19 protein-coding genes, 2 tRNA genes and 1 pseudogene are annotated in these 24,065 nt (G+C 48.0%); 8 read left to right on the top strand and 14 right to left on the bottom strand.

All coding sequences use genetic code 11. The annotated features are described in order from the left end of the window. The first annotated feature begins 164 nt into the window (after nucleotides 1-164). A complete protein-coding gene (gene map / locus ABD846_RS01440) occupies nucleotides 165-929 on the top strand; it encodes a type I methionyl aminopeptidase (RefSeq protein WP_344821929.1) in 765 nt (254 codons plus the stop codon). Here map and ABD846_RS01435 read toward each other — a convergent pair. The 4 genes from ABD846_RS01435 to ABD846_RS01420 all read right to left on the bottom strand — a co-directional run bounded on the left by ABD846_RS01435 (nucleotide 926) and on the right by ABD846_RS01420 (nucleotide 4,898). Next, on the bottom strand, nucleotides 926-1,303 hold the full coding sequence (locus ABD846_RS01435) for a hypothetical protein (RefSeq protein ID WP_344821927.1): 378 nt from the start codon (nucleotides 1,301-1,303) through the stop codon (nucleotides 926-928). The two genes, map and ABD846_RS01435, sit on opposite strands and share 4 nt — an antisense overlap. A gap of 214 nt (nucleotides 1,304-1,517) precedes the next feature. Then, nucleotides 1,518-2,249: an alpha/beta fold hydrolase gene (locus tag ABD846_RS01430; protein WP_344821925.1), complete on the bottom strand. Its 732-nt coding sequence runs from the start codon at nucleotides 2,247-2,249 to the stop codon at nucleotides 1,518-1,520. A 75-nt stretch (nucleotides 2,250-2,324) separates the two neighbouring features. Then, nucleotides 2,325-2,969 (bottom strand): Crp/Fnr family transcriptional regulator, encoded by a 645-nt coding sequence (locus ABD846_RS01425; RefSeq protein ID WP_344821923.1) that lies wholly within the window; start codon nucleotides 2,967-2,969, stop codon nucleotides 2,325-2,327. Nucleotides 2,970-3,122: 153 nt separating this feature from the next. Beyond that, nucleotides 3,123-4,898 carry a tail fiber domain-containing protein gene (locus ABD846_RS01420; RefSeq protein WP_344821921.1) on the bottom strand — a complete coding sequence of 592 codons (1,776 nt, stop codon included), beginning with the start codon at nucleotides 4,896-4,898 and terminating at the stop codon, nucleotides 3,123-3,125. Nucleotides 4,899-5,205: 307 nt separating this feature from the next. Here ABD846_RS01420 and ABD846_RS01415 point away from each other — a divergent pair, with 307 nt between their 5' ends. Beyond that, nucleotides 5,206-6,813, top strand: coding sequence for a sensor histidine kinase (locus ABD846_RS01415; protein WP_344821919.1), 1,608 nt, complete (start codon nucleotides 5,206-5,208; stop codon nucleotides 6,811-6,813). A 275-nt stretch (nucleotides 6,814-7,088) separates the two neighbouring features. Here ABD846_RS01415 and ABD846_RS01410 read toward each other — a convergent pair whose 3' ends face one another. Continuing rightward, the gene (locus ABD846_RS01410) at nucleotides 7,089-8,201 is read right to left on the bottom strand and encodes an HNH endonuclease (protein ID WP_344821917.1); all 1,113 of its coding nucleotides are present in this window, start codon (nucleotides 8,199-8,201) and stop codon (nucleotides 7,089-7,091) included. A 144-nt stretch (nucleotides 8,202-8,345) separates the two neighbouring features. On the opposite strand from ABD846_RS01410, the gene ABD846_RS01405 reads away from it, so the two are divergent. Continuing rightward, complete coding sequence (locus tag ABD846_RS01405; protein WP_344821915.1) at nucleotides 8,346-9,332, top strand: AlbA family DNA-binding domain-containing protein; 987 nt, start codon at nucleotides 8,346-8,348, stop codon at nucleotides 9,330-9,332. Between the two features lie 393 nt (nucleotides 9,333-9,725). On the opposite strand, the pseudogene ABD846_RS01400 reads toward ABD846_RS01405, so the two are convergent. From ABD846_RS01400 to ABD846_RS01365, 8 genes and pseudogenes are all read right to left on the bottom strand, one after another. After that, nucleotides 9,726-9,857, bottom strand: a pseudogene (locus tag ABD846_RS01400) (DUF3871 family protein); the annotation flags it as partial. Between the two features lie 213 nt (nucleotides 9,858-10,070). Then, nucleotides 10,071-10,144 (bottom strand) — tRNA-Pro (locus ABD846_RS01395). Between the two features lie 52 nt (nucleotides 10,145-10,196). Further along, nucleotides 10,197-10,285, bottom strand: a tRNA-Ser gene (locus tag ABD846_RS01390). A gap of 79 nt (nucleotides 10,286-10,364) precedes the next feature. Beyond that, nucleotides 10,365-11,204, bottom strand: coding sequence for a CvfB family protein (locus ABD846_RS01385; protein ID WP_344821913.1), 840 nt, complete (start codon nucleotides 11,202-11,204; stop codon nucleotides 10,365-10,367). Nucleotides 11,205-11,251: 47 nt separating this feature from the next. Next, complete coding sequence (gene alaS / locus ABD846_RS01380) at nucleotides 11,252-13,861, bottom strand: alanine--tRNA ligase (protein WP_344821911.1); 2,610 nt, start codon at nucleotides 13,859-13,861, stop codon at nucleotides 11,252-11,254. Nucleotides 13,862-13,903: 42 nt separating this feature from the next. Continuing rightward, nucleotides 13,904-14,137: a hypothetical protein gene (locus tag ABD846_RS01375; protein ID WP_344821909.1), complete on the bottom strand. Its 234-nt coding sequence runs from the start codon at nucleotides 14,135-14,137 to the stop codon at nucleotides 13,904-13,906. An 87-nt stretch (nucleotides 14,138-14,224) separates the two neighbouring features. Continuing rightward, a complete protein-coding gene (gene rseP / locus ABD846_RS01370; protein ID WP_344821907.1) occupies nucleotides 14,225-15,601 on the bottom strand; it encodes an RIP metalloprotease RseP in 1,377 nt (458 codons plus the stop codon). A 19-nt stretch (nucleotides 15,602-15,620) separates the two neighbouring features. Continuing rightward, nucleotides 15,621-16,874 (bottom strand): 1-deoxy-D-xylulose-5-phosphate reductoisomerase, encoded by a 1,254-nt coding sequence (locus tag ABD846_RS01365; protein WP_344821905.1) that lies wholly within the window; start codon nucleotides 16,872-16,874, stop codon nucleotides 15,621-15,623. A 158-nt stretch (nucleotides 16,875-17,032) separates the two neighbouring features. Here ABD846_RS01365 and ABD846_RS01360 point away from each other — a divergent pair, with 158 nt between their 5' ends. The 3 genes from ABD846_RS01360 (at nucleotide 17,033) to prmA (ending at nucleotide 19,273) form a co-directional block, all read left to right on the top strand. Further along, complete coding sequence (locus ABD846_RS01360) at nucleotides 17,033-18,037, top strand: NAD(P)/FAD-dependent oxidoreductase (RefSeq protein WP_344821903.1); 1,005 nt, start codon at nucleotides 17,033-17,035, stop codon at nucleotides 18,035-18,037. A 12-nt stretch (nucleotides 18,038-18,049) separates the two neighbouring features. Next, entirely contained in the window at nucleotides 18,050-18,379 is a 330-nt protein-coding gene (locus ABD846_RS01355) for a 2Fe-2S iron-sulfur cluster-binding protein (protein WP_344821901.1), read from the top strand. An 81-nt stretch (nucleotides 18,380-18,460) separates the two neighbouring features. Next, a complete protein-coding gene (gene prmA, locus ABD846_RS01350; protein WP_344821899.1) occupies nucleotides 18,461-19,273 on the top strand; it encodes a 50S ribosomal protein L11 methyltransferase in 813 nt (270 codons plus the stop codon). Here the strand turns inward: prmA and mutL are convergent. Then, nucleotides 19,270-21,129, bottom strand: a complete 1,860-nt coding sequence (gene mutL, locus ABD846_RS01345; RefSeq protein WP_344821897.1) for a DNA mismatch repair endonuclease MutL — start codon at nucleotides 21,127-21,129, stop codon at nucleotides 19,270-19,272. The genes prmA and mutL overlap by 4 nt on opposite strands. Before the next feature lie 168 nt (nucleotides 21,130-21,297). On the opposite strand from mutL, the gene ytxJ reads away from it, so the two are divergent. Continuing rightward, nucleotides 21,298-21,624 (top strand): bacillithiol system redox-active protein YtxJ, encoded by a 327-nt coding sequence (gene ytxJ / locus ABD846_RS01340; RefSeq protein WP_344821895.1) that lies wholly within the window; start codon nucleotides 21,298-21,300, stop codon nucleotides 21,622-21,624. A 63-nt stretch (nucleotides 21,625-21,687) separates the two neighbouring features. Further along, complete coding sequence (locus ABD846_RS01335) at nucleotides 21,688-23,988, top strand: ATP-dependent helicase (protein ID WP_344821893.1); 2,301 nt, start codon at nucleotides 21,688-21,690, stop codon at nucleotides 23,986-23,988. Nucleotides 23,989-24,065 lie beyond the last annotated feature (77 nt).

The raw sequence follows: 24,065 nt of genomic DNA, 5'->3' as shown, positions 1-24,065 counted from the left end.
ACTGCGTCATTTATAGTAACAGTCCGGTTCCTCAGGAGCCGGACTGTTTATTTTTACAGGAGGCAGATGACCCGGCTCCTGCATCAGCCATGAATAAACAACGTACTTTTGTTACCGCAATAACGCATCAATAGCGATCCCCGTGGATCACAAACAATACAACCATGTCGATAACATCTGAAGCGGAACTGGAAGGAATGAAGAAAGTAAGTGAGGCGGTCGCAGGCACTTTAAAAGCGATGTGCGCTTACGCGGAACCCGGTATGACCACGAAACAACTGGATGAATACGGTGCAAAAATACTGTCGGAATACGGGGCGAACTCTGCTCCATTTCTCACCTATGGATTTCCCGGCTGGACCTGCATCAGTGTCAACAATGAATTCTGTCATGGTATCCCGTCAGACAAACGCGTACTTCAGGAAGGAGATCTCATTAATATTGATGTTTCTGCGGAACTCGGCGGGTATTGGTCGGACAATGGCAATTCCTTTGTGCTTGGTACCGACATTCACCGGCATAGTAAGCTGGTAGAGGCTTCTCGGGAAATACTGCATAAGGCCATCCATCGTATACACGGCGGTGTGCGCATCTCTGAGATAGGACACCTGATCGAAACCGAGGCAAAAAAGCGAGGGTACAAGGTGGTCAAAAATCTTACCGGACACGGCGTCGGACGGAGTCTGCACGAAGAACCTGCAGAAATCACCAATTACCGTGATCCGTTCAATCTGACGCGATTCAGAAAAAATTCGGTAGTGGCGGTCGAAACTTTTATCACCACTGCATCTACCTATGCAGAAACCCTGAAAGACGGATGGACAATGGTGGGGAATCGTGGTGGATTTATGGCACAGCACGAACATACGATCATGGTAACAGACGGCGTACCATTGATCCTTACCGCCGGCAACGGAGTCTGGAACTAAAGGTTGGAAACCCGCTTCCTTCTTGCAACGAGAAAAAAGATGGTTGCAATCAACAGCAATCCACAGCTGAAAACCGGTGTCACGACGAAGATCTGCGTCACGCTCACTGCTGCCATTACTCCGCTGTACTTAACGTAAAAAATGAGTGCAGCGGTCATTATATAAATGCCGAAAGCAGCCGTGAGTATGCTGTACGCTATCAACATCTTCCAATTCCTGAAAAAAAGCGGCAGTAAAAACGGGAGATTGAACAATAACTGGCGGGCGGTTAAGTGACCATGGCCCAGGTCAGTCAATATATCATAAGCGCCCAATGCCGCCAGCGCAAACAATGCGAGGCGGAACGCTGTTTCGGATTGCAGAGTCGTAAGCATACGGTTCATGATTGATGCATCGGAATAGAAGCGTTAAAATAACGCGATAATAATACATAACCATAAAAGCGGATTTTCATTGTGGCAGCATACCGTTTTTAAAGAACATGCCGCAAAAATATACATTACGATACACGTCTGCACCAACGCTACCCTGTTTACAACACGGGAGCGTAATACATTTACGCTCCCGTGTTATGATGTCATCGGTGTGTTATTGCACTGAAGCAATATCCAGCAGCACTGCCGCAAGTTTTTCCGGCTGTGAGAAATTCGGGGTGTGGCTTGCGTTCAGCAAATAAGAGCGCTTTACTTTCCCGGTGTACATCGCTCTCTGAACGGACAAAGGAATCGCATGATCCTCCGTACACTCAATGTAGAATTTGGGGATCGCACCAAATACAGCATCGCTGACTTCGAGCTGATACGTAAGCGGAGCCGCGGGTTCGGGCACGATGTATGCTTTGGCCTGATCGAATGCTTCGCGGGGAATATCATGTGCAAAAGCATGATGCATTTCCTGCTCGCTTACAAATGCGTAGGTCTTATCTTCCGACAGGTAAAAATGATCCACAGCACTCGATCCTTCGACACCCTGTACTGCAGAAAGGAAGGATGCTCCCTGCGGCAACAGGAAAGCGGTGAGGAATACCAGCTTTCTCACTTTCTCCGGGCGCAATTCGGCAACACGGCTCACCGTAATGCCGTTAAAGCTGTGCCCGACCAGTATTACCGGTTCGTCAAGGGAGTCGAGCAAGGTTGTGATCGCTGCCACATAATGTTCCATAACGATTGCAGCTGCCGGTGTGGCATCACTTCCATGTCCTGGCAGATCAGGTGCAAACACTTTGTGTCCGTTCCCGGTTAATAAACGGGCTGTAGCATCCCATTGCCATCCGCCTAACCAGGCTGCATGCACTAATACAAACGTTTCTTTTTTTTCCATTGCTGATGATTTTTCTTTTGAAATGATTGATGAGCGAAAGTAGCAGCGGCCGGTATGGCAAACCTGTACCTTTAGTTACAGGTCAGGAAAATTCCGCAGTAATTCGATGGCTTTAAAACGGAGCTGTACCATGCCTGCAGTCTCAAACTGCTTGAGTATTTTAGAGATCACTTCTCTGGTGGTACCGAGTTCCTTGGCGAGCTGGCTATGGGATAAGCAGATCGTACGCGAGCCGTTCTGAACCGCCATAGCCCTGAGGTATGCAGAGAGGCGCTTATCTACTGTACTGAAAGCTAAATTTTTGTAGGAAAGCAGCAGGTCTTCATAACTGGAGATGAAAGAAGCTGTGGTAAAGCGGTTCCAGGAGGCGTAGCGGAAGGTCCATTGCCCGGCGTGTTGTACGGGTATTTTTATAATGGTCGTCTCTTCGACGGTCTTTGCGTAAATCAGGCTTTTGCAGTCTTTGAATATTGCAGAGAGTGATAATGCGCAGGTTTGAAACGGAGCCACGTAGTATAAAAGTATCTGCCGATCATCCTGCTCCTGCCACACGCGTACTTTTCCGGAAATCACGATGGGCAGCCATTTGATGTATTTGTCCTGCTCCACCACAAACGAATTAGCGGGCAGCGTTTGTTCCACGGCTGTTTGTAACAGCGCTTCCCGGAGTTCAGGTTCGGTGATATTCAGTGTTTTGAACAGTTGTTCGAATGCAGCCATCTCAGTAAATTGTTTTTGACGGCTTATTCTGGTAATGCGAGAGCGGATAAAGATAGAATATCGGATGCATTCAAGAGTAAAAAACGACACCGGCTATCTTTAAAAAAGCAAAAGGGGCAATTCGCCCCTTTTGCCGCACCGTAATTCCGGTCATTATGGCGCAAGTACCACCATACGTTTCGTTTCCAGAGCCTTTCCGTCAACGATCAGCGAATACAGGTACATTCCCGGCTGAAGTTCCTGCGTGTACACTGTCAATACCCCACCCGCGTTGTCTGCGTGAACAGGATATGCTTTTCTCTGTTGACCGTTAAGGTCGAAAATTCCTATAATGGCTTTCTCAGCAGCTGCCGGCAGACGATACCTGATTTCTGTATGATCAGAGAAAGGGTTCGGTGTATTCTGTTCCAGCCATACTGTTGCATCGGAATGACTCTTATCTTCTGCATTTATTTTGGTACTACCCTGCATAACCAGTTTCTTCAGTTCTTCTATCTGAGCTTGCTGCTCTTTAATAGCTTCTGTGAGCACCGGTATGATCATGTCATACGAAATACCATAAATACCCCGTTCATTCACCACGGTAGCTTCAGGAATTACCTTTTGCACGTCCTGTGCCAGGAAGCCGATTTGCTGCGCTCCATTCGTTTCAATCGACGGGTCAAAACTGTTATCCCAATTGTAGGTAACGCCATTCAGCTTTGATATTTTCTCCAATGCATTTTGCAATGGACGGACGTTGCGTTTCATTCTTTTATCTGAAAGTGCAACAAATGCCGTTGAACTGGTCCATCCGTTTACCGACAGCTTAAAAGAAGAAGGAGCGGCAGGAAGTCCCGACGTAAGCGAAGCGCCTGAAGTATATCCAAACGGACCAGAGGTTCCAATGCCTACACTTACCCCGTTATCGAATACCTGACTGCAGGTAAGATTGGAAGAGCCGGAACCGGCAACCTTTGGAATAAAATGTTGAGTCGTACAGGTACTGGTTACTCCGGATGCCGGCAGCGACATCACATGTACGTTACCTCTTGGATCAATAGAAAGGACATTGGTATCTTTTGCCGTAGGCAGGCCTTCAAAACGAATTCCACCTGTAGCGGACTGGCCGGTCACATTGATATGAAATTTTGCCGTAGGAACGAGTGTATTCCAGCCAAAGTTACCGGCGGCAGCCAGAACGCCGCATTGATTATTATTGGTGAATATACGTACGTCGTCATTGCTCAGCGTGCCGAAGATATTCCTGCCGGGAGCAAGGATACTATTGCCCTCTACTTTCCAATAACAGGTGTCGGAACAGGAGGTATTGCGTCCAGCCCCACCTTCGCCTGCGCTGCCGGATGCAGTGGAATCACGAAGCACAACCGAATCGATTAAAACTCCTCCAACAGCCTGCACAGCAGTCTTGCCCGCAAAAGCAATATCTACCGTTGCCGTACTGGGCGCAACAAATACATATCTGCTCTCCGTCCATGTATAGGCTGCTCCGGTAAACGAAGCAGACAAAAAACTTGTTGCTCCGGCCGGACCTACAGACACCTGCGCTCTTGCATTTACACTTCCGATACCACAATGTTTGCTTCTCCAGAACGAAAGAACATACGTCCTGCCTGCGATAAGGCGAATACCTCCCTGGTGAATACCCCCGTTAGAGTTGAGGTCGATATGGTGATCACCCCCACCGGGAGGACAGCCCATAGAACCGAGGGTACAACCATGCACCTTATTGTGCAGGTCTACGGTATTGCTATCCACAACCCAGTTTGCAATTGCAGCACCGGTCGGTGAAAAAGTCTGGAACTCCGGAGATCCTGCACCGAAATAAAAAGGTGCGTTATTCTCAAAGCTCGGATTGCTGATTAGATTTTGCGCCTTCAGCGATGTAGCCACAATGCTGAGTACGCTCAGAATAAGTATCTTTTTCATAAATTTTTATTTAATACTGGTTGATTTTATCGATGCACCTTAAGAAGTGCTATCGGTTACTTTTTTCTGATCAGAGAACAAATAGACGACCTGAACAGGAAAAAGCACCGGGAGATTTAATACCCGTGTCGATTTATGATACCGGCGTGTAATTGTTCAGAAAATGCGTGCGATCTGCGCGACGACTTTTACCGGGCAGCCACAGATTCCATGCTCACAAAACGTATATCTTAAAATTCTGCTTATTCTGTTTATAACATCATTTGCGAACGTGCAATATTTTAATTTGGGCTCATAATCGTTGACCATGAAAAACAGTTTTACAGGGCATGCTGCAGCAGGTGATAACTGTGACCTGATGCATGCGGTATTTCATGCGGTGCCGAATGGTGTAGCCGTAATGCAGGTCATTAAAGATGAACAAGGTAACGTAAGTGATTTTACCGTACGACTGCTGAACGACCATATGTTCAAATGGATCACCGATCGCGAGTACCAGGGAAAAAGTTGTGCAGCCGTTTTCCCGATGCTCGAAGAAACAGGTATTCTGAGCAGACTCCGGGAGCTTGCGGCTACCGATCACCACGGGAGGTTCGAAAGCTCTTACCACAACAATGGAACAGAATACTGGTTCCGGTTTAACGTCGCCCTGCAGGCGGATCTGGTCGTTGTGACAACGGAAGACATCACGGATAGGAAACAGGCGGAAATCACGCTCAGCAGGGCTTTGGAAGCTTCGGAAAAGCAAAAACGTCTGTACGATTCCATTATCGGTACGATCCCGGACCTTATCTATGTCTTTGATCTGGACTATAAATTTACCTACGCCAATAAAGCGCTCCTTGAGATGTGGGGGAAAAGCGCGGAAGACGCCATCGGAAAAGGATTGCGGGATAACGGATACGAAGAATGGCATGCCCTGATGCACGAGAGGGAGATCGACCAGGTGGCCGCTACTAAGAAACCGATCCGGGGTACCGTGTCCTTTCCGCACGCGGAACTCGGAAGGCGTATCTACGATTACATCTTTGTGCCTGTGATCAATGAAAACGGTGTTGTGGAAGCCATCGCCGGATCCACACGTGATATCACCGACATCAAACTCGCTGAAGAGCGACTGCAGGAAAGCGAGCGCCACTTCAAGCACCTGTCGGCCACACTCGAACAACAGGTGCAGGAACGCACCAGCGAACTACAGCGGTCGAACAGTGACCTGCAGAAGTTTGCTCACGTGGCATCGCATGACCTCAAGGAGCCCTTGCGAAAGGTAAAAACATTCCTGAGCCGCCTTGAAGAGCAGATGAACGATAAGCTGGACGAAGTAAGCGTAGGCTACCTGGAAAGGATACATGTGTCAACCAACCGCATGTTTACCATGATCGAAGGGGTACTGAACTATTCCACGATCAATGCGGAACAACATGAACTCGAAATAGTAGACATTAATGAAGTGGTGGCGACTATCGAAAGCGATCTCGAAATCAAGCTCGGAGAAAAAGGCGGAGTTATTGAATACAGCGACCTTCCGAACATTAACGGTATACCGGTGCTGATCTACCAGCTCTTTTACAACCTGATCTACAACTCACTGAAATTTTGCCGGGAAGGCGTGCCACCACATATTCGTATCGGGGCAACAACCGTAACAAAGGAGTCGGGACTGTACACCTGCATATCCGTCAGTGATAACGGAATAGGGTTTGATCCGTCCGAATCGTCAAAAATATTTGAGACGTTTACACGCTTACATTCAAAAGATGAGTACGAAGGAACCGGACTCGGCCTGTCTCTGTGCAAGAAGATCGTGGAAAGGCATGGAGGAGAGATTGAAGCACAGGGAAAGACGAACGAGGGGTCTACGTTTACGGTAAGCATTCCGCTTCACTCGCCGGACGGTGAACGAAAAACAGCTTAGATATGGAAAAATAAGAAAGCCTCCACTTGCGTGGAGGCTTTTTAGTGTCGGGAAGACAGGATTCGAACCTGCGACCCTCCCGCTTATTGCGGGATGCGCTGGTAAAGGGTTTCAGAACTCTGTTACTTATTGGTGTTGGAGTTGGTAGTTGGATTGGTGCTTTGAGACTTTATAGAACATTAGGGGGAAACGGAAAGATGGCATTGACTATTAAATTCAATTTACAAATCTTGTATTGGGAGGAAAATAATACCGATTTCAGCACGCTCTGATTATTACCATTTATAATTCCCTGTATAGAATGCGACCATGTCGTGAGCTATTCTACCTGAAAGTTCCTCACTCATCTGATGAGTAATTATTTTTTCATGACCATACTTCACTGCAAAAATATCATTAACTGCTGTTGAAATGATATTGTCAATTATATTATCCGTCTGAAGCTTAGTTGCAATCTTCATAAATCTGTCACTCCTATCCTTTACTTGTGGAAAATCTTTAAAATGGGTATCCATATTAACAATCTCACTTGCAGTCAAATTCAAGTCAACTACCTTATTTACTTCTTTACCGGTTAATAGATTATATGCGTAGGTATGCGAACGATTAGGTCCACAATAATCTGACGAAAGTAGCACAAGATAAGAATGAGTGCTAAAAAATTCAACGTAGCAATATAACAGCTTTTCACGCCTCTTGGCGACAACATGAAGCAAGTGAATAATCTCGTTAGCGTCCTTTCTATAGGAGTTCTTCTTAGAATGAAAATGCTTAACAACATCTAGTTTAATTTGTCCTGATACATAAGATATTAAATCCAAGACTTGTTCCCTGGAACCTTTATTTAGCATGTAAAAATTAAGTGCCGATTTTGCTATTGACCGAAAAGCAAGCTCTCCTCCAAATGTTTGGGAAAAACTAATATGCTCGTTTAACCTCTCCTTCTTATGATTAACTGCTTTCATCGCATCTTCGATATCAAGATTTGGATGTTTCCTTTTTAGGCCTGTCAATATGCTTCTCATTTCTACTTCATCTCTTGCCACTACATTATAACAGAAGCCATCAGCAATAGGCGTAGCTTCGTATTTTGGACTGGCAAACCTTGGCCTTATACCGTCGATTAAATCAATGCGTGTTCCATCAGCTAATTTACCTCCCTTAGTAGTGGGGATTTTACCATTATCGCGCTTTACCTGTAGGTAGCCTGACATAAACTGAAATTGCTGAGCAAGTTCTCCATCTGCCTCATGGCCAATTTTACTATTGCATTCATTACAAAGTAGGTTTGAGCTTTTTAATTTCCCACCCATCGCATTCAATATTATGTGCTCCTGACTCCGATTTTTATCGGTTATTTCGTTCGTGCAGACATAGCAGCTTGACATAATTTTACATTTTAAGATTTATCTAAATTACGAACAATGAAATACATCGCCTAATTCAAAAAAATAAACTATTTTTAAGTATAATCAGAAACAGCACTTAATATTGGAGCAAAAAATACAATTTCATTTAAAAAAAGTACAACAATGAAATATTCAGTTGCAATCTTTGGAAAGGATCTATACAATCTAACATATGAAGATTTAGAGCGTTTTTTTTCATCAGAAAAAGAGGAAACATTAAATCTGGAATTCAAATCTTTCAATAACCAAGGCTCCTATAAGGATAAAGAAAAGGTAATTTTTAAGAGTGTCTGCGCACTACTAAATTCAGAAGGGGGGATTATTATATGGGGAGCTCCATCTGAAACTAAGGATGCCAATGGCAATGCCAAAGCAACTGGCGCACTGACACCATTCGATGAGGGCCTTGATAGGGACAAGTTGATAAACAAAATATCTTCAAACATTATTCCCATGCCAATTGGAATAAGAGTAATGCCTTTAAAAAATGGCGACAGTAACAATGCTGTTATAGTTATAGAAGTTGATAAAAGCATTGACAGGCCGCACCAATTTGACAATAGATACTTCTTGCGACTTGATGGCCAAACAAGAATAGCCCCTCACTATCTCATCAAAGCACTCATACAGGGGAAAGATTTTCCAGTTTTGAGAGGACACATAAAGCTGAGAAGAATTACAACTTCCGCGAATAGTGTGGTTCTCACTTTTACGAAACTCCTCTTTAATACCTCCCAATTTAATAACGAAATCAACGCTTTTATATCCATCATAGCTTATCCAGGCGACATCGTTGTAAATAGGACAAATTATAACAATCGCAATGATGACACTGTGCCGATATTGACCCATGGAAGACCTCTATTGTCACACTTCGACGTTATCGTATCTAGTAAGGACTTAAATAAACCTCTTACAATTGGATTGCAATTTGGTGGCGAAAAATCTCCGTCAAAAATTTCTAGCTACGTTTATAATCTCAATACTCATTTGGCAATAGGAGATGTTGTGAACGAAGAAATTTATTTAACCAAGAAAAGCGAAAATGAACTTCCATCGGAAAAAATGAGCGGCGATGAGGACACAATAAAGACCCTGTTAAGTATGTAATCGCATTGGGCTGTTGAAAAGAAAATCCAATTAGTTACAGAAACGCTTTGCACGTTATTCGGGAAATTTGGTTGATTCATACCTAAAGTAGAAGAATCAACCAAGTTGCCAACTTTTTTGTCAATTTAATCAGAATTGTATCTCAATCGTGAAATAACTGTGCTGATACGCCTTCCCGTTAATCAGATAAAACAGCTTGGAAGCGTCATCACTGAATACTTCTTCTACAATGTAAGCTTTACGCTTTCCAGACTCGTTTGATTGACTAAACACGCGAAAGGGAGTGTACAACCTCCTGAGCTTGCCAACGGGATTAATCACCAGCACACTGTTGTGGCTGCAATAGTGGACAGAATAGGTTTATTAAGACATAGGCTATCGAATTTTATAGTCCTAGTTCAGAAACCAGTTGTATTGGCCCTGTGCCAGTGCATTCTTAATGTGGCTCACAAACTCCGTAGCATTGCAATTACGGTCAAGGAAGGTATCAATGTAGCTGCTTTTAAACGAAACAAATAAGAAATAAAAAAGCTCGTAATCAAATGACTACGGGCTTTTCTCAATTTTTTGTCGGGAAGACAGGATTATCTTCGATGTTCCTTTTAATGGGGGGAGGTCTACAGTAAGAAAAGCTTACTTCGCTGCCTTTTGTATTTGACCTTCTAATTCGAAAGCAAGCTTTCTCTTATACGGCCAAATACAAAAAGTCCACGCAATGCGTGGACTTTTCTTACTGTGTCGGGAAGACAGGATTCGAACCTGCGACCCCCTGGTCCCAAACCAGGTGCGCTACCGGCCTGCGCTACTTCCCGAGCCTTTTTGTTAAGCTCTCTAAATATTACTTCTGGCCGGAGTAATATTCAGCGGTGAGGGCGGGATTCGAACCCGCGGAACAGTTTGACCCGTTCGGCAGTTTAGCAAACTACTGGTATCGGCCACTCACCCACCTCACCTGTCCCGTTTAGGGAGTGCAAAGATAAAGGGATTACCGAAAAAACAAAATTTATCTGTAGCTTTTTTCCGCACTTTTTCTCAGACTTCCTCAGCGAGCTTGATACCACTGCGTTCCAGCGTTATCTTTTTTGCTTTGAACAATCCGCCGATCACCATTTTGAAGGTCTTTTTGCTCATTCCGAAAAAATCGTAGATCTCATCCGGTTCACTTTTATCGTGGTAAGGAAGGTAACCGTCGTTCTCCGCGAGCAGACGCAATACCTTATCCGCTTCGGTCTCCACGCGCTTATAGCCGCGTTCTCCGGGCATAATATCCAGCTTCCCTTCCGGCAACACTGCCTTTACAAAACCTTTCAGTCGATCGCCGCGCTTGAGCTCGTAAAACACATCACTGAAATGGATCAGTCCGATATTGCTTGAGTTGACGATCACTTCATAACCCAGTTCCGTCTTACGCGTCACCAGCAGGTTTACCGCATCGTTCTGCTGTACGGTAACCGGATTATGCTTCAGTTGCTGCTGGAATTTCTCTGTGGCCGCCACCCTGCCGGTCATTTCATCGATGTAGATGAGTACCGGTATTTTCATGCCTGTGTACAGCACACTCGTTTGCTGCGACAATGGAATGAACAGGTCTTTCATCAGGCCCCAGTCGAGAAAAGCACCCTGGTGCATGATGTCCTTTACTTCCAGCATTACGATATCGCCCACCACTCCTTTCGGGTGATCGGTCGTCGCGATCAGCCGTCCTTCATTATCGTGATAGATAAATACCTCAATGCTATCACCAGCTTTTAAATCGCCTGGCACCCAGCGTTTGGGCAATAATATTTCACCGGATTCGCCTCCGTCCAGGTAAGCACCGAAATCTACGGTCTTCACTACCGGGAGCATATAATATAATCCTGCCTGTATCATAAATCGTTTCTTTTAGGCCCGCAAGGGGCAAACAAAAAGCCTGTGTATTACAACAGGCCTTTAATGGTTTCTATTACTTTATTCAGTTGTGTAGTATCCTGACCTCCGGCTGTAGCCATCGTTTTCTGTCCGCCGCCGCCGCCTTTGATCAGTCCGGATATATGTTCTTTGATCAGCTTCGATGCATCCATTCCTTTGGCGGCAACTGCGTCTCCGAGCTGCAGCAATACCTGGGCTTTGCCCTCTACCGCGGCAGTGAGTATTACCACGAAATCGTCCTTTAAAGCAGCCTTCAGCGCGGGAGCCATCTTACGCAGCGCATCCGCACTGTTCACGTCCACCGTCTCTCCCACAAATGCCACACCATTGATCTGAACCGCAGCCGCAGCCAGAGTATGAGCCATCGCACCGAGTTCCTTTTGTTCGAATGCTTCCAGGCGCTTTTCGAGTGCATTTTTTTCTTCCATCAACCGTTCGACGGACTTTACGGCATCTTTGGATTTCAGCAATTCGGAGACCTGCTTTGCCTGGGTAACTTTTTCCGCGAAATACTGCATGGCCGCAGCTCCGGTCAAAGCCTCCACACGGCGGACGCCCGCCGCCACGGCACTTTCTGCCGCAATGGTAAACGCCCCGATCATGCCGGTAGATCCCACGTGCGTACCTCCGCAGAGTTCCACCGAAAAGTCAGGGTCCATGGTCACCACACGTACTTTATCTCCGTATTTTTCCCCGAACAACGCCATTGCGCCCAGCTTCAACGCCTCTTCTTTAGGCATTTCGCGGATCACTACCGGAACATTCTCCCGGATCTTCGCGTTCACGATATCCTCAACGCGATGGATTTCCACATCCGTCATTTTGCTGAAATGAGAGAAGTCGAAACGCAGCACGTCTGCATTTACCAGCGACCCCTTCTGCGCCACGTGCGCACCCAGCACTTCGCGCAGAGCAGCATGCATCAGGTGCGTGGCACTATGGTTAGACATGGTAGGCAGACGCTTGCTCCAGTCGACTTTTGCCGTCACCGGCGCCGCCATATCTGCTGCTATTTTATCCGTAAAATGGATGATCAGGTCATTCTCTTTTTTGGTGTCATTCACCACAATCGTTTCCGAACCGATCTGCAATACACCGGTATCGCCAGCCTGTCCTCCGCTCTCAGCGTAAAAAGGTGTTGTCTCCAGCACGATCTGGTATTGTTCTTTCCCCTTCGCTTTCGCTTTGCGGTAGCGCGCCACACGTGTTTCCGACTGCAGTTCTTCGTAGCCGACAAATTGCACTTTAGGAATTTCGTGTACCGTTACCCAGTCTTCCGTATCAATCGCTGTGGCCGCACGGGAGCGGTCTTTCTGCTGCTTCATTTCAGCTTCAAATGCTGGCTCGTCGATCTGCAGCTTGTTTTCAGAAGCGATCAGGCGGGTAAGGTCGATCGGGAATCCGTAAGTGTCATATAATTCAAAAGCCTCTTTACCGTTGATCATACCCTGCGACTGGCGGATGATATCATCGATCTTGCGCAGACCTTTATCCAGCGTGCGCAGGAAAGCATCTTCCTCTTCACGGATTACGCGCGTAACGAATTCTTCCTGCTGCTTCAGTTCCGGGAACACCTGCTCAAACTGTACCGCAATAACGGGCAACAGCTGATGCAGCAGAGGTTGCTTGTAGTCCAGATACGAATAATAATAACGAACCGCCCGGCGCAGGATACGGCGGATCACATAGCCTGCTCCCGTACTGCCCGGCAATTGTCCGTCTGCGATCGTGAATCCGATAGCGCGGATATGATCAGACAATACACGGAATGCAATTGCCGTACGGCTATCGCTGAAGTCATATTGTTTACCGGTAATTTTTTCGATTGCCGCGATGGTGCCGGTGAATACGTCCGTATCATAGTTGCTTTGCTTACCCTGCAATACGCGCACGAGTCGCTCGAATCCCATTCCGGTATCCACATGCATCGCAGGAAGCGGTTGCAGCGAACCGTCTTTCAGCCGGTTGAACTGCATGAATACGTTATTCCATATTTCGATCACCTGCGGATGATCTGCATTAACCAGCTGAGCACCGGGAACAGCCTCGCGCTCTTCGTCGCTGCGGCAATCCACATGTATCTCGGAGCAGGGACCGCAGGGACCCGTATCACCCATCTCCCAGAAATTGTCTTTTTTATTGCCACGGAGAATGCGCTCTTCAGCAACATATTTTTTCCACTCGTTGTATGCTTCCTCATCAAAAGGCAATTGCTCTTTAGCGTCGCCTTCAAATACCGTCACATACAGGCGGCTTTTGTCCATACCGTACACTTCCGTAAGCAGCTCCCAGCTCCAGGAAATCGCTTCCTTTTTGAAATAGTCGCCGAAGCTCCAGTTACCCAGCATCTCAAACATGGTATGATGGTAGGTATCCACACCCACCTCTTCAAGATCGTTATGCTTACCGCTTACACGCAGACATTTCTGCGTATCGGCAACGCGCTTGTCCACCGCCTCTTTATTACCCAGGAAATAATCCTTGAACTGGTTCATACCGGCATTGGTGAACAGCAATGTCGGGTCGTTCTTTACTACGATGGGAGCAGAAGGCACGATAGCGTGGCCTTTGGAGCGAAAAAACTCAAGAAATTTACTGCGTATCTCTGATGATGTCATTGTATGAAAATAGTCCGCGAAGGTACTGCTTTTATTGTGTTCTTATACGTTTCCGGGCTTACGGTCCGACCCGGAACGGGTTGATCCCGGAGGGAACTTTTTCGATATAAAACAGGTTGAGATGCCTGTAAGCACAGCAAATACCACCGCGGATAAGGCAGCCTTCAGAAAGGCAGGACGCTCATGATCAGATTCGACCAACAGCAGTTGCAGCACAAAGTACACCACAGCTGTGATAAGGAATTGCAATAATAATTGCTTTTTTGCCGGAGTCATATCGCTCGTTTTATCACTCAAAAATACAAATTAAAAAAGCGACCCGCATGGAACGGATCGCTTTCAAAAATTCAATGAGCCCGGAATTTAGCGCAGCGCTTTGACAATATCCATGCCGTTAGCGTATAGCATCAGTCCGAGCAGCAGCACCAACCCGATGGTGGTGGCCACTTCCATCACCTTGTCGCTCACTTTACGGCCTGTGATCATTTCCCAGATCAGGAAAATCACATATCCACCGTCGAGCCCCGGGATCGGAAGCAGGTTCATAAACGCAAGTATGATCGAAATAAATGCCGTGAACATCCAGAAAGCGTGCCAGTCGAACTCGCCGGGGAACTGGCTGGCAAAGGTTCCGATACCGCCTACGCTTTCGGAAGCTTTGATCTCTTTGGATGTAAATAATAATTTTAACTGGTACCAGTAATCCACAAACTGCTCCCCGGTGAAACGCACCCCGCGTGCAATAGCAGCGCCCATGGAGTATTCCACGTCTTTAAAATGGAACAATTGCTCGGGGCTGACCGTACGAAAGCCGAACACCTTGTCTTTAGGCAATACGCCGGATAAGAGTGCGGTGTCACCCCCTGCATGCACAACAGTCAGCACCACCGGCTGTCCGGCCAGGTGCTGCTTTTTTTCGTTGAATTTGCTGATATCCGCAAAAGGCTCACCATTGAGCTTCCGGATTGTATCGCCGTTACGCAGGCCTATCGAATAGCCGAAAGAACCGGAACTGCAGGAATCCACGACCATCGGGATGACCGGTGTCGCAAACAATGACTTTGCCTTTACCATGCTCCGGATCGTGCCGGAAGGTACCGTAACATCGGTAAGCGCTCCGGCTCTTTTCACCTGTATGGTCTTTGCGTTATGCAGCAGAATGCCTTTGGTGACCTCATTCATTTTGGAAACAGGCTTTCCGTCCAGCGCCATGATCATATCGCCGTTGCGCAGTCCCAGCTTATACCCCACAGAATCCACCTGTATACCGTATTTCATTTCCTGAAGCGGCAGATAGCTTTCGCCCCAGTATTTGAAGATGCCCACGTAGATAATAATAGCGACCAGCACGTTCACGATGATCCCCCCCAGCATGATCAGCGTGCGCTGCCAGGCCTTTTTGGAACGGTATTCCCAGGGTTGCGGAGGCAGGGCGAGCTGGTCTTTATCCATACTCTCATCCACCATACCTGCGATCTTCACATACCCACCGAGCGGGAACCAGCCGATACCATAGGTGGTGTCTCCCTTTGTCTTTTTGAACAAAGAAAAGTTCAGCACGTTACCAAACGGAAACAGGAAGTCGAAAAACAGGTAAAATTTCTCAACGCGCGTCTTGAATAACCGGGCAAAAACAAAGTGCCCGAGTTCGTGCAGAATAATCAGAAGGGATAGTGCGGCAAATAACTGCAGGCCTTTCACCTGCCATTGTGCCATTAAAAAAAAGCTGTGTGCGTACATTCAGTGTTGTTATAATTAATTAGTGCGTTGCGAGCGGACTCTGCTTTACAAATTCTTCCGCATAGCGTCTTGCTTCCGCATCGCTGCGTTCGTAATCCTCCATTGCAGGACGTTCCACGAAATCGACTTTCTGCATGGTCTTTTCAATGATATCGCTCATTTCGAGGAAATCCACACGGTTTTGCAGGAAAGCCTGAACAGTTATTTCATTAGCGGCATTCAGCACGCAGGGCATATTGCCGCCTTTGAACATCGCGTCGCGCGCGAGTGCAAGATTACGGAAAGTTTTATAATCAGGTTCTTCGAAGGTAAGTGTATTGAATTGTTTGAAATCATAACGCTTGAATGCGTTCGGAATGCGCTTCGGGAAAGCCATCGCGTACTGTATCGGCAGCTTCATATCGGGAATGCCCAGTTGTGCCTTCAGCGATCCGTCGTTGAACTGCACGAATGAATGGACGGCGCTCTGAGGATGCACGACCACGTCGATCTGCTCATTCTTCAGTCCGAACAGCCATTTCGCTTCGATCATTTCCAGTCCTTTGTTCATCAGCGTGGCACTGTCGATCGTGATCTTGGCGCCCATAGTCCAGTTAGGGTGCTGCATGGCGTGTGAGGCCTTTACATTCACCAGGAAATTCGGCTTCTTACCGCGGAAAGGTCCGCCGCTGGCAGTCAGGATCACCTTATCCACGCTATCGGGATGCTCTCCCACGAGGCACTGGAACAATGCGGAATGCTCACTGTCTACCGGTACGAGCAGCGAACGGCGTTCTGCAGCACGCTGCATCACCAGGTCTCCGGCCACCACCAGGGTCTCCTTGTTGGCCAGCGCGACATGCTTGCCTGCGCTTACTGCCGCGAAGGTGGAATGTAACCCGGCGAAGCCCACAATTGCGCCCAGCACAATGTCTACGGTCTCCCACTGCACCACATCACACAACGCTTCCTGTCCGAAAAATACTTTTATGGGACTCGAGGATAACGCACTTTTCACTTTTTCAAAACTCGGCTGGTGTGTCAGCACCACTGCATTGGGTTTATACATTTTTGCCTGCTCGATCAGAAGATCGGCATTGGCATGTGCAGATAATACCTCAACCTGGAACATATCAGGATGAGCCGAGACAACTTCAAGGGCTTGGGTTCCGATGGATCCGGTGGATCCGAGTATAGCAATTCTCTTCATTTTATTGGCAGGATGCCTGCCGAGAGGGAGTACCCCACCGGCCAGACGATAATCGCTGCGAAGATAACCGTTTCTATACCGCAAACGGCCTGCTATTTTCATTAAAGAAAAACTAAATTGGTAAAATAGATATTCATAATCACCGCTTTGCTTTTTCAGGGGGCAATTAACTTTTTTGCTAAGGGGCATTTGCTATCTTTGCGAAAATTTTTCAAAAAATCATTTTCCTATAATTTTTCATAATGATTCACACTGATATATGCATTGTGGGCGCAGGGCCGGTAGGCTTGTTTGCCGTATTCGAAGCCGGACTGCTCAAAATGCGTTGCCATCTGATTGATGCGTTGCCACAGATCGGCGGGCAGCTGTCAGAGATTTATCCGCAAAAACCTATTTACGATATTCCGGGCTACCCCACTGTAAATGCGCAGGAACTCGTTGACAATCTGCGCAAACAGATCGATCCGTTCCACCCTACTTTCACACTGGGTGAGCGCGTGGAAAAGCTGGAACGTCAGGAAGACAAATCATTTATTGTAACGACCAGCGATCAGACTCAGATCCATTGCAAAGTGGTGGTGATCGCAGGCGGATTGGGTTGTTTTGAGCCACGCAAACCGGCTGTGGAGCGTCTGGAGGAATTTGAAGGCCGTGGTGTTGCCTATATGGTGAAAAACCCGGAAACCTTCCGCGATAAAAATATTGTGCTGGCCGGCGGTGGCGATTCTGCACTCGACTGGACGATCTTCCTTTCCGATGTAGCGAAAAAAGTGACCTTGGTTCACCGGGGTGAAACATTCCGCGGCGCACCCGATTCTGCAGAAAAGGTATTCCACCTTGCTCAGGAAGGAAAGATCAACCTGATCCTGAAATCAAATGTGACCAAAATCAACGGTAACGGTGTGCTGAATGAAGTGACCATCACCGGAAACGACAGCTCCGAATTCACTATGGAGGCCGATTACCTGATACCGCTGTTCGGCCTGAGCCCCAAACTGGGACCTATTGCCGACTGGGGACTGAATATCGAAAAATCTGCGATCCAGGTAAATACTTTTGATTATTCGACAAACGTGGAAGGTATTTTTGCAATCGGTGATATCAATACGTATCCCGGCAAACTGAAACTCATTCTTTGCGGATTCCATGAAGCAGCGCTGATGTGTCAGAGCGCCTTCAAATATGTGTATCCCGATCAGAAGCTGAGCTTCAAATACACTACTGTAAACGGTATTAACGAATTCTAATTTTTACCCGGAATGGCATTGATCAAATTTAAAGTAGAAGACCGCGATGGTTCCGTACAGGAGCTGGAAATCCCGGACGATATGAGCCTGAGCCTGATGGAGGCGCTGAAAGCAAGTGAATATCATATTCTCGCCACCTGCGGCGGTATGGCACTTTGTGCCACTTGCCACGTGCAGGTGATGGAGGGGTTTGATAATCTCCCGATCTCCAACAGCGACGAACTCGATATGCTGGATACCCTCCCGGATGTGACAGATATCAGCCGCCTGGCCTGCCAGTTGCGCATCAATGAAAAACTCAGCGGCGCCTACTTCAAAATTGTGGGAGCCACCGAAGAATAAAAACAATCATTTCAGGATAACAAGAAAAAGCTGCTTACGCGTAAGTGGCTTTTTCTTTTAGCAGCCCTTAAACAGCGTCGAATGAATTATTACAAGCTGACCGTCTCCATTGCAGAAAGCGATGAACGCGATATACTCATAGCAAGCCTGGCCGAAAACGGCGCTGAAGGCTTCGAAGAACTCAGCGATGAGCTGATTGTGTTCGTTCCCGAATCGGAATTCAATGCAGGCGTATTTGCAGAATTGATCAGCTGCGAATGGAACCAGGAAGTGATCGAACCGAAAAACTGGAATGCCGAGTGGGAATCCAATTTCGAACCTGTGATCGTTGGCGATTTCTGCGCGGTAAGAGCACATTTTCATCCGGCATTCCCACAGGTGGCACACGAAATTGTGATCACTCCCAAAATGTCATTCGGCACCGGTCACCATGCCACCACAAGGCTGATGATGGAACAGATGGGCGATATTGATTTTAAGGGCAAAAAAGTACTGGATTTCGGAACAGGCACCGGCGTGCTTGCAATCCTTGCGGAAAAACTCGGAGCTGTAGACATAATGGCAATCGATAACGACTCCTGGTCGATAGAAAATGCGCAGGAGAACTGTGCGACCAATGCCTGTGCGAGTGTGCGTGTAAGCGATACGGATATCGAGGCGATCCCTGCGGGAACAACATTCGACGTGATCCTTGCGAATATCAACCGCAACATCCTGCTGCAGTATATGCAGACCATGCAACGATTACTGAAAGCCGGCGGCACACTGCTGATGAGCGGATTGCTTACCGAAGACGAAACGGTGATACGCGAATCCGCGGCTGCTGCGGGATTCAGCTGGGAAGGGACACACACCCGCAACAACTGGATCTGTATCCGCTGTGCAAGGCCTTAGGACAACCATTTGTCCAGGTCGTCTTTGGGCAATACCCCGAATATCTTTTTAGCGAACGGACTGAACTCCGGTTGCATACAGGCAAACAGTTCGTCTATGAGCGCCTGCTGATTCTCGTGCGCCGAATAATCTGTGGCTGCCATTGCCATACGCCGGGCCAGCCTTGCGATCATCGTGTGCGCGTTAGCGTTGTCCATGTCCTGATTTTCCTGTTTGTTGCGCTCCAGCAATTCATCGAGCATGAGCTTTTCTTCACCAGATTGCACACCTACAGGAATACCCTGTACCACAAATGTCTGCTTGCCGAAATGGTGTATATCGAATCCTATCCGCTGCAGGTCGGGCAACAGCTCCGTCAGTACCGGCTCGTCCTGCGGCATCACTTCGTAGCTGATCGGGAACAGCAATTGCTGCGACGCTGCTTTGCCATCTTCCCACCTGGCCATAAAGCGCTCGTACCAGATGCGCTCCAGTGCCCTGCGGATATGGATATACATCAGTCCCGACTTCACCGTGCTGACCAGATATGTGTTCTGCACCAGCAGTACGTGCTGGCGTGCCGTTGAAGCGGCGGTAGGATGTGCGGACGGGAATACCTGCTGTTGTACAGCCTGCGATTGCGGTTCCGGTGCTCCGGCATTCAGGAAGCCCGCCTGCGTGGGAATTGATGCAGCAGAATCGTAAAGTTCCTTCCAGCGCTGCATCGAGTCTTTTTTCTCGATCATATGCGCCTGGTTACGGTCGCGGAAAGTGCTGCTCAGGTATCCGCTGGACGCACGGTCCACATCTTTCTGACTCTGGGGCATCTGTACCGAAGGCAGGTGCTGTATTTCCGCGCTCAGGTCGAAATCAAGGGCAGGCGCCATATTGTTCCGGGCCAGGGCTGCTTTCACAGCGGAATTCAGATAAGCATACATCAGCTTATCATCTTCAAATTTCACTTCCTGCTTGGTGGGATGCACATTCACATCCACGCGGGCCGGATCTATTTCAAGGAACAGGAAAAATACGGGAAACTGGTCTTTCGGGATCAGTCCTTCATAAGCCTGTGTAAGCGCGTGATTCAGGTAGTTGGAGCGGATAAAACGTTTGTTGAGGAAAAAATACTGCATGCCGCGCGTCTTCATCGCAGCATCCGGGCGCCCCACAAAACCCTGTATGTTCAGGAAATCCGTCTGCTCCGAGACGGGCACCAGTTTCTTATCATAGCTATTGCCGAACAACGACACAATGCGTGCCTTCAGGCTCCCGGGAGTGAGGCGGTACTGATCCACCCCATTGCTCTGGTAACGAAAACCGATCTCCGGGAAAGCCAGCACCACACGGGTAAATTCGTCGAGTATATTGCGCAGTTCGGTGGTGTTGCTCTTGAGGAAGTTGCGGCGGGCCGGCACGTTAAAGAATAGGTTCTTCAGGCAGATATTGGTTCCTTCCGGTATCGCACAGGGTTCCTGACTCTTCACTTCCGTTCCTTCAATCACAATATGCGTGCCGAGTTCGGTTCCCCGCTGCCGTGTTTTCATTTCCATCTGTCCTACGGCAGCCATAGAAGCAAGCGCTTCGCCCCGGAAGCCCATTGTGCGGATAGAAAACAGGTCTTCAATCTTATTGATCTTGGAGGTGGCGTGGCGTTCGAAGCTCATGCGCGCATCGGTGGGGGACATGCCCTTTCCGTTATCGATCACCTGCACCAGCTCCTTACCGGCATCGCGGATCACCAGCTGTACCTCCGTGGCACCTGCATCCACCGCATTCTCCAGCAGTTCTTTCACCGCCGAAGCCGGACGCTGGATCACTTCACCCGCCGCTATCTGGTTGGCTATATGATCGGAAAGAAGATGGATAATGTCTGCCACAGGTCAAAATTTAGACCGCGAAGTTACAAAACCCGCAACGGAAAAGGCAGCGGTAATACTTCTAACCTAACGGCTCCCGGTTCATCATTCTTTTCAATACCGGGATATAACGCTCGGGGCGCCGATGTCAGGAATATTCGCCAACTTCGCAGTATAATCGTAGCAAAGATGAACTGGATTCCGCTGACCGAAGCCGATCAATTAACAAAAATCAAATCCGACAGTCATGATCACCCCGTGGTGATCTTCAAACACAGCACCCGCTGCAGTATCAGTCATATGGCGAAAACCCGTATGGACCGGGGTACTGCTATCGAAGGTGTGGATTATTACTACCTGGATCTGCTGACCTATCGTCCGATCTCAAACCTGGTCGCGGAAACATTTGCAGTGCATCATGAATCGCCTCAGCTGCTGCTGATCAGAAACGGCGAATGTGTGTACGAAGAAACACACAACGGTATTGATCCTGAGGAACTGCGGGAGCAGGTGTAAGATTACATTTCCGAATACCTTATCTGTATCTTTTGCGGGCAGTCTGTGCTATTTTTGCAGCTTATGCAGCAGAATTACCTGGATGGGTTGAATGACAGCCAAAGAAAAGCCGTAGAGCATATCAATGGCCCCCTGATGATCGTGGCCGGCGCCGGTAGCGGAAAGACCAAAGTGCTCACTACGCGCATCGCACACCTGATCAGAAGCGGCGTCGACTCTTTCCGGATCCTGGCACTGACGTTTACGAACAAAGCTGCCGCTGAAATGAAGGAGCGTATCGGGCATATCCTCGGCAACTCGGAAGCGCGCAACCTGTTTATCGGTACCTTCCACTCCGTATTTGCCAAAATACTGAGGGTGGAGGCAGATAAACTCGGGTATCCCCGCAACTTCACCATCTATGATACGGATGACGCGAAAAGCGTGATCAAGACGATCCTCACGGAACTGAACCTCGACGATAAATCTTACAAACCGGCGTTTGTGCTCAACCGTATTTCTGCAGCGAAGAATGCTTTGATCGGACCGGCTGAGTATGCCGAAGACCGCCTCATACGCCAGGAAGACGAGCGCTCGAACCGTCCGCTGATCCACGAAATATACAAGCGCTACGCGATCCGCTGCTACCGCAATGGCGCCATGGACTTTGATGATCTGCTGTTCAAGATGTATGAATTGCTTGTGCGGTTTCCCGAAGTATTGTCCAAGTATCAGAATAAATTCCAGTATATCCTGATCGATGAGTACCAGGATACGAACACATCCCAGTACCAGATCATCAAGATGCTCGGTGCCGTGCATGAGAATATCTGTGTGGTAGGCGACGATGCACAAAGTATTTATTCCTTCCGCGGTGCGACCGTGCAGAACATTTTACAGTTCAAAGACGATTACCAGGACGTGAATGTGGTGAAGCTGGAGCAGAACTACAGGAGTACACAGAGCATCCTGAATGTTGCGAACCGTGTGATCTCCAACAACAAAAACCAGATCGAGAAATCACTCTGGACGGACAATGGCACCGGTGAAAAGATCCGCATTGTACGTACGATGACCGATAACGATGAAGGCCGGTACATCGCCGATACGATTTCGGAAATGAAGTTGCGCTACCATTACGCCAACAAAGATTTCGCGATCCTTTACCGTACGAACGCCCAGTCGCGCGCATTTGAGGAAAGCCTGCGCAAGAAAAACATACCCTATAAAATTTACGGCGGACTCTCCTTCTACCAACGCAAGGAGGTGAAGGATATGCTTGCATACCTGCGCCTGATCGTGAATCCGCGTGATGAAGAAAACATCAAACGGGTGATCAATTACCCTGTGAGGGGAATAGGCAAAACAAGCCTCGACCGGATGCTTATCATTGCGGGCGAACATAACATTCCGCTCTGGGAAGTAATGCACAACCCTGTCGGCGCAGGCCTGAAAGGCGCTGCAGCGGCGGCAGTAGAGAACTTCGTAATCATGATCAAGAGTTTCCAGACGAGCCTCGAGAAGGATAATGCTTACGATATTGCTTTCAACGCAGGTAAACATACAGGGCTGGTACGCGAATTGTACAACGACAAATCCGTGGAAGGTCTGGCGCGCTATGAAAACATACAGGAATTACTGAACTCCATTAAAGAGTTTACCGAAACCCCGGATGAGGAAGGCGAACTGACCGATAAGAGCCTGGGCAGCTACCTGCAGCAGATCACACTGCTTACGGAAGTGGGAAAGGAAGACGACGAAAACCAGGATGTGGTGCGCCTGATGACGATACATGCGGCGAAGGGACTGGAATACCCCTGCGTGTTCTCGGTAGGATTGGAGGAAAACCTGTTCCCGAGCACGATGAGCCTGTATGACCGCGAGGGACTTGAAGAAGAACGCCGCTTGTTCTACGTAGCGGTGACACGTGCGAAAGAACGTCTCTGGATCACCTATGCAAACAGCCGCTACCGTTTCGGCAACCTTGTGTCGAATGAACCGAGCCGTTTCCTGGATGAGATCCCGTCTGAATATTCGGAGACAGCTTACACCGGCACTGCAGGCAATCAGCAGCGCCCGTCATTCGGGCCGAGGTTTGCACAGAAGGAACAATCGTTCGAGAAAGTGCCGTCCCTGAAACAGCTTGCGGATAAGCTTCAGAAAAACACATCCACAGCAGCACATACGCCGTCAGCGGATTTCGCAGCGGACGATCCGGCCGAGATACAAAAAGGCATGAAAGTGGAACATCAGAAATTTGGCTTCGGTCAGGTCCTCACAATAGAAGGCAGCAGCAATAACCCGATTGCAACGATCGACTTCGGTGCAGGGCATGGTCAGAAAAAGATCATGCTGTTCTACGCAAAACTCCGGATAGTGCGTTAAGCCTGTATGAAGATTGATTCCGGTGCAGAAAAAAAATCATTTTTTTAAGGCAAGAATTGTACTTTTAGCGCATCACA

Source organism: Rurimicrobium arvi (assembly GCF_039540495.1).
GTDB lineage: Bacteria > Bacteroidota > Bacteroidia > Chitinophagales > Chitinophagaceae > Rurimicrobium > Rurimicrobium arvi.
The sequence above is the reverse complement of the archived record's forward strand: the minus strand, read 5'-3'. Positions and strand labels throughout refer to the sequence as shown.